We start from the raw sequence: 15,851 nt of genomic DNA on the forward strand, positions 1-15,851 counted from the left end.
GACCCAGATGCCATCCGCTGAACCGAGATTTCGCTTATTCTTCGGGATGCGGGATCTCCCCCAGTTCAGTTGCCAACAAAGCGTCGTCGATCCCGAATGAATGCACATCCACTCGCGATTCCCCGAATTCGTAGCGCAGCGCGTATGGTACCATGGCAGCAAAAACAGGCGCTCGGGCTGGATCATACCGTAGATTGTCACTTAGTTCCTCGCCCGTTGCGCGCGTGCCGCTTACCTGCCGTCTGGGGCGCCCTCTGAGTACGATTTCTCCTCCGAGGATGAAATTCCCCAGTTCGAAGAGGCTCCGGACCGGATGGGCTCCGTAAAAGGCCCCTGACAGCATCCGATTCGTGGTAACAGCACAGGTGTGGATCTCAGACGGATTCGTGCAGTCGAGTCCGGTTTTCGTCGCAAGGGACTTGAGGAACTCAGGGTCAGCAGAAAGGCGGCGGAATCGATCCAGTTGCTCCTCGGCGTGTGCCAAATGGTCCAACGTCGTGCGAAGCTCGAACGGCCCCGTAGGCACCAGGGAATTCTTGCACTCAAACGCAAAGAGACGCCCGTCCACCACGGCCAAGACATCAACTTCGCCTTCTTCTCCACCATGTTTGTACTTGACACTGGCCTTGGCAGCATGCCCCGCTAACGGAAATACGCTGGCGAGCATACGCTCTGCGGGATCATCCTGTGCTCCGCCATGGAATCTTGTACGCGAGTGCTGAAGCGAGTTACGGATCAGGTCCGACATTCCAAGGATGTTGAGCGGGGCCATCACGAAAGTGCCATCCGTGATCATCGGCTGGTATTGAACATCGAACACAGTATCTCCAGGCCACGTTAGTAGCCGCAACACTCCCTCGGCGTTCGCCGGATCCATCACCTTGCCCAGTAGTTCACGCAGGTGTTCGTGACTGTAGACGGGCACGCTCGACTGGGCTGCAGTCCATGGATCCTTCGGGAGAAAATCCTCCATGTAGCGGTTCATCCAATGCCTCATGACGTTGAACACCCTTTGTACCTTCATGATGTCCCACACTGCTACCCCGCGAATCTTGAACTCCGTCAGTTGATCTGCGGGAATGAGGTACGCTTGCATCGCAGATGACAGGTGGGCACCCTCCTCTCCAAACAGGTTCTCTTCGGTGAAGATTGCCCAGAACTCCGCAGCGCTCGGCACGTGCATCGTTACGCGCCGCACAGGATCCTGCAAGACTTTGAATGCTCCGCCGCGTACCATCGCCCGGTACGTACGTTCAGCGAATTCAGTAAGTTTGAAGGCGTCCTGCGCCGGCGCTGCGAGTGCTTCGCGGGCAGCGGCTGTGCTGGATTGTAAGTAGCCTAATCTCAGCGCCATCTCGTTACGAGCGTCAACGGGCGTCAGGTCATAAGCGTTTCCATCGCCAGCCCGACTGCAGACATGGGTTCCCCAATCAACGAGTACCTCCCATTCCGTGAACCTCCGGATCATCGCACCATCCGCGAACCAGTCGAGGTACTTGCCGGCAACGACTCCTTCGACGTCAACTCGGCCGAACGACTCCCTGGCAAATCCGACGTTTTCGGAGTACATGTGACAAAGGAGCGAGAACCCTTCGGCCAACTGTTCTGCGGTGTGGTGCGCGGACGTGTTTGTCGGGGCGCCCAGGTCTGCCGGCCGCACGTCCTTGAAGACGGCGTCGATACTGACAGCGAGAGATTTGATTAGAGACGGCGGACCATTTCGCAGAAGCCGGACTAACCGAAGTCGGCTCTTCCGGACGCCTTTCGCGACGTCGGCAAGGGCCAGAACGGATTCGAGGTACGTCCGAACCTGCTCTGACAGGCCGAGCGCGGTATGGCAAGCCAATACCGCTTCGACTGTCTGGCTGATCGTGCTTCCGACAAACTCGTACTTTGATGCCCGCAGCATGCCGTCCCGACGGAGGCGCTTGCCGAACCGCTCTGGTTGGAGCACAAACCCAAGCGCAAGCCACCCTGCTGCCTGTCCGGACCTTCCCCGTTCCAGAGCCCGTTGCAGTGCCTCGATGCAGGTGGCTACGTCCGCCTTTGTCGCTTGGTGGGTACCTGCCACCCTTACCAGGGTGGCCGGGTCGTGTAGCCAAAAGCCTTCAGGAAGCTGTCCGATGAGATTGACCACGAGTTGACGCGGTTGTGAGTTGTGTTGGATTGGCGATCGTTGCTTGCGGCCACAACTTACTGTCCCATTGTTGTGCCCGAATCGGAGCACATCTCGTGTGAGCCTCTGCGACACGCAGGTGTATCGACCGGCGTCCTGGGGGTCCCTATTGGGAAACATTCCGTCGGCGAGATCTCCCACGCGTTCAGACCGACACACAAGGGCTGTTTACGACACATCAGGGTAAGGCTACCTTACCCTGATGTGTCGATCCGCCTCGTTGACTCCTGTTGTGTGAACCCTAAGTACCTTCGTTCGCTCCCACCGCTCTTTGCGCGTCCAGTCCTGGCCGACTTCGCCCGGACCGGCCGCTCGGGCGCGTTCAGCAACCTCGCCGCAGCGGCTGGCCTCGACACGCAGGCCACCGTGGGTCAGATCTATACGAGGGTGTACCAGTGTCTGATTGAGCAGCACCGTTGCGAGTACGTGTTCAAGAACCAGATCGCGCGCCGGCTGCTTCTTGATCGGCACCCATGGCGTGAGGCGCGGCTGCTTACAGAGTTCCGGATCGGCCCTGCCAAGGCGGACGTCGTGGTGCTGAACGGCACATCGACGGTTTACGAGATCAAGACCCGGCTGGACAACCTCGACCGGCTGCCTCAGCAACTGGCCGCGTACAAGAAGGCATTCGACCGCATCTACGTCGTCTGTGAGGCGGAACAGGAGGAGCGTATCGGCGCCGCGGTGGACCCTCGCGTGGGTTTGATCGCGATGGGTGTTGACGGGGAACTGACCGAGACCCGTGCTGCCGCGGAAAACGCGCCGTTCACCGACCCCGTGACGATGCTCGCCGCATTGCGCAGATCCGAGTACCTCGAGGTGGTCGCGACCGAGTGCGGCGCGGTGCCGGACGTACCCAACGGCAGGTTATGGGGTGAGTGCGTCCAACTGATGCAGACCATGGACCCGGAACGCGTGCACGGGCACATGGTGCGCCTGCTACGCGCGCGGGGGGCGGCGGCCTCGCTCCGGCAAAGGGTAAACGCCGCCCCGCCCGCGCTGACACACGCGCTTCTTACACTGGACGCATCAGATGCGGAACTGGAGCAGCTCGCCCGCGCACTCGAAGCGCCTCCCAGTTGAATTAGAGCAACGACATCATGAGTTCGATGTGGTGCTGGATTCCGAGCCGCTTCGGCGTACCCAGGCCCGGATACGATTCCGCCTGAAGCAGAGCGCGGTATTCCGCCACGGCCTTGGAGAATTCAAGGTCCCTCTCGTCCTCGCCGGCCCAATCCACCAACTCCTCCAGCACTTCAAGAAACCGTCCTGGCACTTCGGGAGCCGCGGTCACCGTGTCGGACACGAAGTGTCTCGCGCGAACGGCGCCGTCGCTGGCAGTGTACGTGAGATGCAGCGCTACAGCACGGGGCGTGAAGCCCCCAGGACTGTAGTCCCGTCCCACGATCTGGTAGTCGCCGAACCCCGCGAAGCCGTCGTTGCTGAACTCCGCGTACGTGTCGGAGAAACTCTCGTCCTCCGGGTAGTCGGCATTCTTCACCTTCCGGAACGGATCCTCAATCAGCACGCGCGTGTCGGCGGCGAACCGGCGCACGTACGCGCGCCTCTGAGGTTCCAGCAGATGCCACCGGCCACGAGCAGCAACCGTCTCCAGCGCGGCAGCATCACGGAGTTCGTCGAGGTGGAAGAACGCCATTTCGTCCTCCGGGAACCGCTCGCAGAACACGTCTACCTCGGCCCTTGTGGTTGCCGCGTTCAGCATCATGGTCGGATGGAAGACGCGGTTCTCCGCGAGAACATCGTTCATGACGCGGTTCACGGCATCCGGCGGCATCAGCTGCCGGCAGCAGATCGGGTTGACGACGAAGCAGAAGGGCTGACCACTGCGGGTGTACCTGCGCAGGAGCCGGCGCAGGCCGTCCTCGTTCTTCGCCACCGGGATGAGGACGGGGATCACGGTGCCGGACGAGCGGATCTCGGCACCGATTCCAGCAAGGGCGAGAATGTCGAACCGCGCGGAGTGGATGACAGGGAAGTACATGCAGACCTGTTGACGTTGGTTTCCGGTTGACAGCCGTCCTGTATCGGTCCCGCTTCCTCGCCGACATGCCAGCTCCGCGAGTCCGGCATTGGCGGACGAACGCTCAGCCGAGCTGCACCATCTGAGCGGTAAGCACTGCTGTCGTACTGCGGGGTCGCGTAGGCACGCTGACCGCTACCGCTGGATCGAGGAAATCTGCGATCAGCGGTGGGCGGTCCGCGGCGAGCAGATCCTGTGGAAGCTGGGGCCAGACGTCCATCATCGACGGGCTGTAGCCGTAGTGCACGACGCAGAGTGCCCGCTTTACGCCAAGCCGCAGCAACGCGATCAGTTTGCCGATCCCGTCCAGCGCGACGGCTCGATCATCCGCAACCAGCACGCGGACCGGCGTTGGCAGTGGGATGACACGGAACGGAACTCCCACGATATCGCCATTCACCTGCAGCGGGCCTGCGGCGTCCAGCAAGAACGGCAACGCGGACTGCAGCCCCGGCCCGCCGGGAACCGCCTCCAGGAGCATCTGCGATCCGTAGCCGTAGATGCAGAAACGGGCGATGCTGCCTTCATCCTGAGCGGCCGGAAGGAGTTCGGCGATGGGCACAGGATCGCTGAAGAGCCGCCCGGCAATCAGCTTCTCGATCGCGATCCACTCGAACCCGGCCAGATTCCACGCGTCGGACGGCTGGATGAGGCTGCGGGCGTCTGCCAGCACCTTCAGGGCAGCCGGTCCCCGCACGGCGTGGAAGGACGGCTTGCCGGCGTGGTCAGCGGGCCCGAGCCGAGCCCCAGCGCCGAAGCGCGCTTGGAACTCCCCGAGCGCCTCCGGCGAGAGAGCACCAAGCCAAGGGATGGAAGCGGCCGCAGACGCAGGATCCATGAACCCCGCCAGCGCGACCGATTCGACGTACGGCCGCTTCAGCGGGTGCGGTTGAGGAACAGGAAAGGTTTCCACTTCACTCCGCGTGTGCAGAAGGATGCGCAGCCCCGGATCCACCCACCGCCTCTGCCCAGAGGGCCGCAAGCGCCGGATGCGAGCAGAGCAGCAGGCAGTGGGGTTCGCGCTCACGCGGCCCGGTGCTGAGAAACGGGAGCCGGACCGAATTCGCCACCCGCGCATCCGCCGTGAACCGGACGTGCGGCCCGGCCCCGGCGGTCCGGATCAGCGCCGCCACTTGAAACGCGGCGGCCATCACGCTCGCGAACGGAAAACTCGCTTCCGGCTGAGTCATCTGCTCCTCGCCCACCACCGGCATCCCGGCACCGCAGGCGAGTGCCCGTCGCGACGCGGCGTACGTCTGCGTTGCTGCCCCATGGATGCATCCCAGGCATGCACCTGATCCCCGCGGGTGCAGGCTCACCGTCCAAGAGGTTCCTGACGTGCCGGCGTTGACCAGCAGGTCTGGCCAGTCCGCTTGGACCTGGAGGCGGGACGCGACCTGGTCGACACCGACCAGCAAGCGCCTTGGCTCGGCGCTTGTGGGTGCGAGATCTGCGGCCGCCAGATCCTCGTACCGCGCCGCATAACCCCGCGTGCGCAAGCCAGCTTCGGCCAGCGCAGTCACTGCCGGAGCAGCCTTCGGCTGCCCGACGGCACCAACCCCCACCCGGATCAGGCGGTTTAGGTTCGAGAGTTCGATAATGTCCGGTTCGACCACGGTCGCCGACGCGCACGTGATCCACGACGCTGCGAGTACCTGCGCCGCATTTCCCCCGATCCCTCCCGCCGACACCAGCACGAGTTCGCCGAGATTCACCTGGGGACCGGCTTCCGCGTCCCAGGGAGCCGGACCAGGGTGCGATGAGCCCTGCCGCATCCACACGCTTGCGTCGGCTGGATCAACGCAGACCCGACCAGTATCCACGGAGCACCAGTAGCGCAGGTTTTCGCCCTCGCTCGGGTGCTCGTCGCGGACCGTGCGGTACACGAGCGCGACCGCTGCTGCGGCGGCGGCGACGACCGCCGCGGTTGCAGCCGGTCCCGTTTCAGCCGCCTCTCCGGCGGGGCGCATGTGGTTGGCCAGCGCCCAGCTTGCCGGAGGCGTCCAGTCCACCCCGAAGACCCATCCATTCCAGCCCACCCGAACCTCGCCCAACCGCGGAGCCGTTCCCGCCGGGTCCACAAATCCAATCCGCAAGACCAGGTCGACGCCGGCGAGCGCACCATCATCCCCCAGGGCGCGCCACTCGATGCTTCCGAAAGGGTCCGCTCCCATGAGTTCGGCGTTGACGGCCTGTCCGAGGGTGGCGAGCGAGCGGTGGAGAGCAGCATGGTTGCGGGTGTCCGCCGCGCCCGACGTGGCCACGATAATGGAGCGTGAGAACGCACGCCCCATCCGCTTCAGCATGGAGAGTGACCACAGCAGCGCCGTCTGCCCGGCCGCGGTTTCCATCAGATCGGGCGCCAGAACCACCGCCACGGCGAGCTGGGGCGCCGCATAGGCGCCACCGAGTGCGGTCCGCTGGTCGCGCTCCGCGTAGAACGCGTCCGCTGTGAGGACCCTGCCCCCGACGATGCACGCCGGCACCATCCTATTCAGATCCAGAGATCCAGACATCGCTCAGCACCTCGAATCGCACTTCCGGGTTGATTGCTCTCCAGTCACCGCCACCCTGGTGCTCGTACGCGCGCCACCGCGGCTCGCGGACCGTGGAGAACCGCGCGAAGTAGGGGATGACGACCGAGAGGAAACCGGGCCGATGCGACACCGGCTCGGCTTCGTCGGCCTCGGAGTGGTCTTCGTCTGTCGGATGAGTGTGCACCTGGGCCAGGATCCACAGCCCGTGCTTGCCGCACCACCGGGTGATGTGGCCCATCTCGCCTTCGGCCAGTTCGAACCGAGAGTAACCCGACCGGATCCGCGGAAACGCCACCGTCGACACCAGGGCCCGCGTCGCGCCGGCGGTCCCCGGCAGCTCAGCGCCGATCCAAAACGCGAGCATCTCGCGGTCTCGTCCGAGCGCCAGGCCCTGCAAAGTGTTCGAGAGCACCGTCGCTGGGATCACCAGCCGCTCCAGCCTGCCGGGCGGGCGCACGATGACCGGCTCCTCGGTCCCGTCATCCACGGTCAACGCCCGCGCTCGCGGGAAGCTCGATCCCGCGCTGACGCGCAGCCGCCAGCAGCGTTTCATGGCCGAGCGGGCGCCAATGGCTGGGGTGGTCGGCTTTTTTCATGGCTTCGACGAGCTTCATGACCACAACATCGATGGGCCAATCGCCCGGGATCCAGCTCTCCTTCGCCCCGTGAAGGTGGTAGAAAGGCGCCGTTGCGCGCTCACACCAGAAGACCGGAATGACACCGGGGTGGGCCACCTGGAAGGAGCCATGCAGGCCGGGGATCGCGGACAAAGGCCAATAGCGCGGATCGCGGTCGGTCAGCCGATCCCACTCCGAACGGGCAGCGGCAGGATTCAGGAACCCGATCTCGTACGGCTCGACCGGGTAAGCCGAAAAGTTGATGCGCGCGAGGTAGTTGTCGTTCGGCCGCTTGCCGCAGGCCCAGACGTACAGGAAGGGCCCGACCCGCTCCACCCGCACGCTATTCAGCGCATCGTCCTCATCCGCAGCCAGGAGGCGCCGGCCCAGGATCTCCAGGCCGGCGCCCACCAGTGCCTCATGATAGGCGGCGTGCACCGTCAGCGCCGCGCGCCGCCCGACATCGGCCAGCCGAGGCTGACCACGACGTCCACCTCATTGCCGCGGTTCTTGCCCCCCGTGGCCAACCCTCCGATCAGTTCGCTGTCCGCGACCGACTTGCCTCCGAGCTGGATGTACGTCGCCGAGAGCGGCACGTTGCCCTTGTCCTGCACCAGCCGGTCGTAGACGAACCGCTTCAGTTCGCCGACCGTCTGGCTCACCCGGAACGGGTGCTCCAGGTTGCCCTCCGTCGATTCCACCCGCACCCGCACGACACCATGCTCATCACCCTTGCCCGCCATCTCGCACCTCCGCTCAACACTGGTTCCCGGCTTCGAATCCCCCGATCCTCGCCTCGGCGCAGCGCTGAGCGGAGTCCACGCCGGGAACGTAACCAGAGGCTATGGGTATGTCAACGTGCCCGTCTTTGTCATCTACAATGACAGATTCGACAAGCAATGGCCCACTTCGGGTCGTTGCATACCTGGGCACTACGGCTTATCGTACACCTCCATGCAGATCTACGAGTACATTGGCACGGCCGTGCGGGATCAGCGGACTGCAACGCGCCGTACTCAGCAAGAGCTGGCTGACCTCGCAGGGCTGAAGCGGTCGACGCTGGCCATGATCGAAACGGGGCGGCAGCAGATCTCGCTGGATCAACTCATCGATCTCGCACGTGCGCTACAAATCGACTACCGCGACCTCCTGCCCGCGCCGGACTACTTTATGCCGACGCGCAACGTACGGGTCACGCTGGACACGATGCACGACCAGGCTCCCACAACGGCGGGCCTCATCGCACGCTTGCAGCAGAATGCCGATCCATCCCATGAGCCAGCGAACAAGGCAAAGGACTCGGGCTGACGTATCGTGGGCAATGGCCGAAGCCGAAAAGGTGCTCGCCCGCGCAGGGTATGTCAGACCTCCCGTTCCCATCGAAGACATCATTGTCGACACGGGGCTGCAGATACAATCGCAGCCGCTGGAAACCAACGTCTCGGGTTTCCTTATCCGTAAGGATTCCGGGGCATACGTCGGCGTAAATTCCCTCCATCACCGCAATCGGCAGCGATTTACACTCGCGCACGAGCTTGGTCATTATATCCTCCACCACGACAGCCCTACCGTGTTCGTCGACGACGCGCTCATTCACTTCCGAGCCGAAACGACGACAACGCCGAACGATATGTACGAGATGGAGGCCAACGCCTTCGCTGGAGCTCTCCTGATGCCTGAGTCGATGCTCAGACGAGACCTCGCGGAACGGTACATAGATGCAATGGATGAAGCTGCCGTACGAAACATGGCGCGGCGTTACGAGGTCAGCCCTCAGGCCCTGACCATTCGATTGATGCGCGTCGGCTTGCTTGGCGGCGTTGATCCAATCGGACCGCCGGCGCAGCAAAGGAAACGCCCTCCTACCGAGTTCTAGCGCCACATTGTCACTTCGTGAAGCTCGCCATCGCTAGTTGCAGACGAAGTGTCCGAACATTGCGGGTTCGCAGATGATCGGCTATGACGGTCGCATCTGCCGCATGCGTATTGCTGACCTCCGTGAATCGAAGACTACACGAAGAAAGCGCGCCCGGTCTGTATCGGGCGCGCTTTCTTGCGTTTTGGGCATGGTCCCACCTCTTCGCACCTTCCTATCGCGAGCAGTAAGGCTTTGGTGCAGGTGGATGAAAAGTTGGAGTATCAGGACCCCGAGGGACCGTGTCCGTCAGCATGAGACCCGGCAGATCCTGAAACGGATCAGTATGGTCCCATACAGGCGGAATCAGGACCTGGACGCTGTCCGCGGCCGCCAATTCGGCGATTCGCCCCATGCTGCGCGGGACGTCGTCTCCACCGTAGATCGTCGGCAGCAAGGGCTCATCAAGGCCGCGGAAGAAATCGTCCCAGTGCACGAGGATCACGCGCCGGGCGCCGGTCGCGCGCACGACCTCTGTCCAGTAGGTGTCGATGACGGAGAGTGGCTGGCGGCCCAGACCGCCGATTGCGAGGTAAACCACGTCGGCGCGGCGCCCGCGCAGGGCGCCCGGTTTGTAGCCGGCCGTACTCTGCACCAGAATCGACCGTCCGCGGTGGCGGACGAACACCGAGTATACAAGCCCGGTCTGCCACGCGGTTGTTTTCGCCGGTGGTTCGAACGGCTCGTACACTGTCCCAGGATAGCGGTCCGGCAGTCCGTGTACGGACTCGATGAAGGTCAGTTCGAACCTGCCGAACTGGATCGGAATTCCCTCTCGTACAATCACATCCTGACTGTCCGGGAGACCGATGCCGCGACCGAGCATCGTGACGGAGCGCGAGCCGACCAGCGTCGCCCCGCTCATCTGCGCCCAGACCGGCGCGTCCATGGCATGATCGTAGTGCGCATGGCCGGCGAAGACAGCGGCCAGGTTCGGCTCGCCCAGCCGGGTGTGCGCCTGCCGGATGCGCCCACAGTTTGGCCGGATCCTTCCGATCCCGACCCGGAGCATTCCCGGACGACTCACGAACCCGTCCATCAGGATCGAAGTGCCGTCCCGATCAGTGAACAACAGCGAACTAGCACCCATGAAGCGTACGGTGAGCGCAGGAGCATCGGATCCGGAGGTGTTGGCAAGCGCAGGCTGCGTATAACCTTTGAACGATGTGATGCTCGGATGGGCAAGAGGCGACCTGATGCACCCTTGAGCCATGAACAACCCGGTCAGAATCCCGGCCCCGGCGAGCCAGCGGACCGAATTGCGGGGGTGGGTGGGGATCATTGGGACTGGCGGGCCGGAGGGAGAGTACGAGGGGCCTTTACAGGAAGGATGCAGCCAGGAGTGCCGGCGCGGAAGTGTCTTGTAACGTGTGCACCGCCCGCACCCGCTGATGATCGTTGTCTATGGCCCTAGAGGATGCTACACTGATCTGTAGCAGGATGCCGCATGTCCTTTCCCGCCGGAAGGAACGACGAACATGCGGTGGTTCTAACTTCTTGCCTCTTCTTCCCGCCCCGAACTGTCGCCATCCCTCCAGGCGCGGTGCAGTACCTCCCTCCTTCATGCGCAGACCCCTATGATGAGCCTTCGAGAAAGATCTCGGTTTCGCGTGCTCTCCGCACTCGCACTGGCCTGCGTTCTTTCGGGTTGCGCGAGCAATGGCGGGACGGTGTGGACATCACATGCAAAGCTGCCGACCCGAGCCGTTTTCCTGAACCGCCACGGCGTGGGGGTGCCAGTACGCGTGACAGGACAGGCAGAGTCGGTTACTGGGAATGAGTACGAGGAACACGTGCACCGGATGATGATCGAGCTCCGCCGCGACCGCAGGCCGCGGGGGCTCATGATCGTGGTGCACGGGGGCTTGAACAGTTTCGGCGCGTCCCGAGAATTTGCCGAGCAGGCGGGGGACGGCATCTACGCCGCCGACTACAACCCGATCTTCCTGAACTGGCAGACGAATCTCGTCAGTTCCTACGGGGAGCACCTGTTCTGGACGCGTCGCGGTCACATCGTCACCGGCGAAGCGGCCACCGTGAATGCTCCCTTCAACCTGGTCGCGGACGTAGGGCGGGGAGTCTCGCGCTGGCCGATCAACGTCACGGAGTCTCTGCGGGATGACCTGCTCACCTTCGGTGCTGACCGCTCGTACCCGGTGATGGCAGAGTATCAGGCTGTCCGTGCCGGCTTTGGAAACCCGGCACAGGTGCAGGTTTCGCTCGGAACGTACTGCAAGTCGACCACGGGCCAGCTCGCCACCGCCTTGGGGCTCCCCTTCCTTCCTTTTCGGCTGGCTCTGGGGCTCCCTCTGTCGGAGATGGGCGGCACGTCGGGATGGAACAACATGCTGCGCCGGACGCGCAACGTGTTCCGGCAGCCGGTGGAGTCAGCGCATCGAGACGTCGCGTATGGCGAGCAGTATAAACCCGGCCAGGGTGGGGCCTCGATTCTCATGGACTCACTGCAGGGGCTTCTCCGTGAGGATACCACTCGCAGGGTCACGCTCATCGGCCACAGCATGGGTGCGATTGTGCTGAATGAGGTTATCCGGCTGTATCCGACGATCCGATATGACACGATCGTCTACATGGCGGCGGCGGCCAGCACACGGGACGTATATGAGAGCGTGCTGCCGTACCTTGCTTCTCATCCGGAAACCCGGTTCTACAGCCTTACGCTGCACCCCAATGCCGATGCTGGCGAGCACATGCTGCCACTTGTCCCCGTCCTGCCAGTCGGGAGCCTGCTCGAAGCCATCGACGACATCTACCAGCAACCAGCTACCCACGTCGACAGAGTCTTCGGAAAGTGGACCAACGTGATGGAAACCCTTCACCTGATCCCGGATTCCATACGTGGCCAGGTAACCATCAAGGGCTTCGGCTTCAACGATCCCAATCACCCGGGGTATGGCCCCTATCATCGACAGCCAGCCGCGCATGGTGACTTCAACGACGTCAAGCTTCAGTTCTGGCGTTCGGAGTTCTGGGAACCGCCGGCGACGGCACGACCGGGTGATCCAGATCCGCGTGGCTGCACAAGATCCTGACCGCGTGAACGGATTCCATCTCGCCGAATCGTGTAAGCGGTTGTACCGCAGAGGCTTATGAGGGGTGCTGACATTTCGCATGTCAGCGTAACTGCGAAACGCTGACATTTCGCATGTCCACGGGGTGACAAAATCCGTGTCGCTCAGCAGGGCGGCGCGGCGGAATCCTTCCCCTGTCTTCGGCGGGAACGGATTCTTCTGGACGACACAGGGCATTCCGTATCTGATAACAAGGACGTCCGCCGAACCATGGTTCGGCGGACGTCTTTGTTTTTGGTTCGGGGTGCCGCGAGGAACGCGCGGTCCGATCCGTGTCGATCGGCATCGGTATGGACGGAAGCGCCGGGGCCCGGCGCTTTCCCTCGCGCGCCGGGGGCACCCTCCGCTCAGCCCGCCGCTTCCGCGCCCGGCGCCCGCCGCTCGCGCCGGCCTTCGATCCACGCGTAGAGCGCAGGCAGCACCAGCAGCGTGAGGAGCGTGGAGGTCACGAGCCCGCCGATGACCACCGTGGCGAGCGGGCGCTGCACCTCCGCCCCCGTGCCGTGCGAGAGCGCGACGGGGATGAAGCCGATGCTGGCCACCGTGGCCGTCATCAGCACCGGGCGCAGGCGCTCGCGCGAGCCCGCGGTGGCGGCGTCCGCGGCGGTGTGCCCCTCCCGCCGCCGCCGCTGGATGGTGCTCAGCAGCACCAGCCCGTTCAGCACCGCCACGCCGAACAGCGCGATGAAGCCGATGGAGGCGGACACGGACAGGTGCAGCCCTCGCAGCCAGAGCGCCGCGATCCCGCCCACGGCCGCGAACGGCAGGTTGGCCAGCACCAGCCCGGCCAGCGTCCACGACCGCAGCGACACGTACAGCAGCAGCGCGATCAGCGCGATGGAAAGCGGCACCACCACGCGCAGCCGCGCCATGGCGCGCCGCTGGTTCTGGAACTGGCCGCCGAAGTCCACGAAGACGCCCGCGGGCAGATCCGCCCGCGCGACCGCCGCCTGCACGTCGTCCGCAAAGCCGCCCAGGTCGCGCCCGGACACGTTGGCCGACACCACCACCAGCCGCTGCGCCTGCTCGCGGCTCACCTGCACGGGCCCGGACTCCAGCCGGATGTCGGCCACCTGCGCCAGCGCGATGCGGGCGCCGCCGGGCGAGGGCACGGTGATGGCGCCGATGGCCTCCACCGAGGTGCGCAGTTCGGCCGGGTACTGCACCACCACGTCCAGCGCGTAGGCCCCGTCCACCACCTGCGACACCGGGCGCCCGCCCACCGCCGTCTCCAGCGCCTCCTGCATCTCCCGCATGGGAATGCCGAAGCGCGCCATCGCCGCGCGGTCCATCCGCACGTTCAGGTAGCCCTGCCCGTCCGTCGCTTCCACCTGCACCTCCGCGGCACCCGGGACGGCGCGGATGACGGAGGCAATGCGCTCCGCCGCCCGCCGGTTCTGCTCCGGGTCGTCGCCAAAGACCTTGACGGCCAGGTCGCCGCGCACGCCGCTGATCAGCTCATCCAGCCGCATCGCCATCGGCTGGGTGAAGACGAAGCCCATCCCCGGCACACGCTCGCCCAGCCGGTGCTCCATCTCCTCCTGCAGCGCGTCCTTGTCCAGCCCGGCGCGCCACCGGGACCGCGGCTTGAGCATCACGAAGACGTCGGCCTGGTGCAGCCCCATGGGATCGCTGCCGATCTCCGCCCGCCCCACCCGGCTCACCACCGTGCTCACCTCCGGCGACATGCGCAGCGTGCGCTCCATCTCCCGCTGCATCTCCACCGACCGCGTGAGTGAAACGCCCGGATCGCGCAGCGCCTGCACGACGATGGAGCCCTCGTCCAGTTCCGGAAGAAACTCCGTCCCCAGCAGGGGCACAAGCAGCAGCGAGCCGGCAAAGAGCGCGGCGGCGGATGCCAGCGTGGACCCGGGGCGGCGCATGACCCGGGCGAGGAGCGGCGCGTACCGCCGGTCCAGCCAGGCGGCAAGGCGCACGGCGTAGCGCGACTCCCGCGCGCCGTGCCGGAACGCGAGGGTGGCCGCGGCCGGCACCCACACCAGCGCCAGCACCAGCGAGCCGAAGAGCGCGATGGCCACGGTGATGGCCATCGGCCGGAACATGCGCCCCTCCAGTCCCTGCAGGGTGGCGATGGGGACGTAGACGAGCATGATGATGAGCACGCCGAACGCGATGGGCCGCGCCACCTCTCGCCCCGCCTCCGCCAGCCGCGCCGCCAGCGCGGGACCGCGCGGAAACTCGCCACGCTCCTCGTCGCCGTGCAGCGTCTTGACGTAGTGCTCGGCCATGACCACGGCGCCGTCCACGATCATCCCGAAGTCGATGGCGCCCAGGCTCATGAGGTTGGCGGACAGGCCCAGCCACCGCATTCCCACAAAGGCGAACAGCAGCGAAAAGGGGATGGTGAGCGCCACGATCAGCGCCGCGCGCACGTTGCCCAGAAAGAGCAGCAGGACGGCGATGACCAGAAAGCCGCCCTCCAGCAGGTTGCGGCGGACGGTGTGCAGCGTCCCGTCGACGAGGTCCGTCTGGTCGTAGTACGGCCGGACGCGCACCCCGTCCGGGAGCGAGCGGTTGACCGCCTCCACCCGCTGGCGGACGCGGGACACCACGTCGCGGCCGTTTTCGCCGCGCAGCATGAGCACCATTCCGCTCACCACCTCGCCCCGCCCGTCGCGCGACACCGCGCCCTGACGCAGCTCGGAGCCGTAGCCCACCTCGGCGACGTCGCCCACCAGCACCGGCACTCCGGCCTCGCTGGAGCGGATGACCGTCCGCGCCAGGTCCTCCGGCCCGGACGCCTGCCCCAGCCCGCGCAGGATGTACTGCTCGTCGCGGTGCTCCAGGTATCCGCCCGCGGCGACGGCGTTGTTGGCCTCGATGGCGGCCACCACGTCGTGCAGCGTCAGCCGGTAGCTGGCCAGCGCCTCCGGGCGGATGACCACCTGCACCTGCCGCACGTATCCCCCGAACGAGTTCACCTCCGCCACGCCGGGCACCGTGCGCAGCTGCGGCTTCACCACGCGGTCGTGAAGGGTGCGCAGCGCCATCAGGTCCTGGTCGTTCCCCTCCAGCGTGTAGAAGTAGATTTCGCTGTTGGCGGCGGACATGGGCCCCATCTCCGCCTCTGCGTCCGCGGGAAGCGACTCGCGCACCCCCTGCAGCCGCTCGGCCACCAGCGTGCGGGCGAAGTACAGGTCCACGTCTTCCTCAAAGACGATGGTCACGGCGGCAAAGGCGTACTTGCTCACCGAGCGCACCTGGGTGACGCGCGGCAGCCCGCCCATGGCCACTTCGATGGGCGCCGTGGCCAGCCGCTCCACTTCCACCGGCGACAGTCCCGGCGCTTCCACCAGGATCTGCACCTGCACGTCCGTCAGGTCGGGAAACGCATCCACGCGCAGCGTCCGCATGGCCCACACGCCCGCGCCGATCAGTGCGAGAATGCCGAACGGGACCGCGCCGCGGTTGCGGACGGCCCAGCCGATCAGTTTGTCGATCATTGACCGGCTCCT

General features: G+C 65.0%; 13 protein-coding genes. 4 read left to right on the plus strand and 9 right to left on the minus strand.

Going from position 1 to position 15,851, the window contains the following annotated elements; genetic code table 11:
• Nucleotides 1-34 precede the first annotated feature (34 nt).
• The gene (locus HNQ61_RS17470) at nucleotides 35-2,137 is read right to left on the minus strand and encodes a hypothetical protein (protein WP_170035362.1); all 2,103 of its coding nucleotides are present in this window, start codon (nucleotides 2,135-2,137) and stop codon (nucleotides 35-37) included.
• Nucleotides 2,138-2,380: 243 nt separating this feature from the next.
• On the opposite strand from HNQ61_RS17470, the gene HNQ61_RS17475 reads away from it, so the two are divergent.
• Nucleotides 2,381-3,259: a sce7726 family protein gene (locus tag HNQ61_RS17475; RefSeq protein WP_170035363.1), complete on the plus strand. Its 879-nt coding sequence runs from the start codon at nucleotides 2,381-2,383 to the stop codon at nucleotides 3,257-3,259.
• Between the two features lies 1 nt (nucleotide 3,260).
• Here HNQ61_RS17475 and HNQ61_RS17480 read toward each other — a convergent pair whose 3' ends face one another.
• The 6 genes from HNQ61_RS17480 to HNQ61_RS17505 form a co-directional block, all read right to left on the minus strand.
• The gene (locus HNQ61_RS17480) at nucleotides 3,261-4,178 is read right to left on the minus strand and encodes a sce7725 family protein (RefSeq protein WP_170035364.1); all 918 of its coding nucleotides are present in this window, start codon (nucleotides 4,176-4,178) and stop codon (nucleotides 3,261-3,263) included.
• A 103-nt stretch (nucleotides 4,179-4,281) separates the two neighbouring features.
• On the minus strand, nucleotides 4,282-5,172 hold the full coding sequence (locus HNQ61_RS17485; RefSeq protein ID WP_170035365.1) for a hypothetical protein: 891 nt from the start codon (nucleotides 5,170-5,172) through the stop codon (nucleotides 4,282-4,284).
• A complete protein-coding gene (locus tag HNQ61_RS17490; protein WP_170035366.1) occupies nucleotides 5,132-6,706 on the minus strand; it encodes a ThiF family adenylyltransferase in 1,575 nt (524 codons plus the stop codon). The genes HNQ61_RS17485 and HNQ61_RS17490 overlap by 41 nt, the downstream gene beginning before the upstream one ends.
• A gap of 1 nt (nucleotide 6,707) precedes the next feature.
• The gene (locus tag HNQ61_RS17495; protein WP_170035367.1) at nucleotides 6,708-7,241 is read right to left on the minus strand and encodes a Mov34/MPN/PAD-1 family protein; all 534 of its coding nucleotides are present in this window, start codon (nucleotides 7,239-7,241) and stop codon (nucleotides 6,708-6,710) included.
• Nucleotides 7,234-7,809 (minus strand): hypothetical protein, encoded by a 576-nt coding sequence (locus HNQ61_RS17500; RefSeq protein ID WP_170035368.1) that lies wholly within the window; start codon nucleotides 7,807-7,809, stop codon nucleotides 7,234-7,236. Before HNQ61_RS17500 ends, HNQ61_RS17495 begins: the two co-directional genes overlap by 8 nt.
• 2 nt (nucleotides 7,810-7,811) lie before the next feature.
• The gene (locus HNQ61_RS17505) at nucleotides 7,812-8,114 is read right to left on the minus strand and encodes a ubiquitin family protein (RefSeq protein ID WP_170035369.1); all 303 of its coding nucleotides are present in this window, start codon (nucleotides 8,112-8,114) and stop codon (nucleotides 7,812-7,814) included.
• Nucleotides 8,115-8,325: 211 nt separating this feature from the next.
• On the opposite strand from HNQ61_RS17505, the gene HNQ61_RS17510 reads away from it, so the two are divergent.
• Together HNQ61_RS17510 and HNQ61_RS17515 are read left to right on the plus strand one after the other, a co-directional pair.
• Nucleotides 8,326-8,679 (plus strand): helix-turn-helix domain-containing protein, encoded by a 354-nt coding sequence (locus tag HNQ61_RS17510; protein WP_170035370.1) that lies wholly within the window; start codon nucleotides 8,326-8,328, stop codon nucleotides 8,677-8,679.
• Nucleotides 8,680-8,692: 13 nt separating this feature from the next.
• Entirely contained in the window at nucleotides 8,693-9,247 is a 555-nt protein-coding gene (locus HNQ61_RS17515; protein ID WP_170035371.1) for an ImmA/IrrE family metallo-endopeptidase, read from the plus strand.
• Nucleotides 9,248-9,461: 214 nt separating this feature from the next.
• On the opposite strand, the gene HNQ61_RS17520 is transcribed toward HNQ61_RS17515, so the two are convergent.
• Complete coding sequence (locus HNQ61_RS17520) at nucleotides 9,462-10,568, minus strand: MBL fold metallo-hydrolase (protein WP_170035372.1); 1,107 nt, start codon at nucleotides 10,566-10,568, stop codon at nucleotides 9,462-9,464.
• A 520-nt stretch (nucleotides 10,569-11,088) separates the two neighbouring features.
• On the opposite strand from HNQ61_RS17520, the gene HNQ61_RS17525 reads away from it, so the two are divergent.
• The gene (locus tag HNQ61_RS17525) at nucleotides 11,089-12,336 is read left to right on the plus strand and encodes a lipase family protein (protein ID WP_170035373.1); all 1,248 of its coding nucleotides are present in this window, start codon (nucleotides 11,089-11,091) and stop codon (nucleotides 12,334-12,336) included.
• A 386-nt stretch (nucleotides 12,337-12,722) separates the two neighbouring features.
• Here HNQ61_RS17525 and HNQ61_RS17530 read toward each other — a convergent pair whose 3' ends face one another.
• On the minus strand, nucleotides 12,723-15,839 hold the full coding sequence (locus HNQ61_RS17530) for an efflux RND transporter permease subunit (RefSeq protein ID WP_170035374.1): 3,117 nt from the start codon (nucleotides 15,837-15,839) through the stop codon (nucleotides 12,723-12,725).
• Nucleotides 15,840-15,851 lie beyond the last annotated feature (12 nt).

It is taken from the genome of Longimicrobium terrae, from assembly GCF_014202995.1.
GTDB lineage: Bacteria > Gemmatimonadota > Gemmatimonadetes > Longimicrobiales > Longimicrobiaceae > Longimicrobium > Longimicrobium terrae.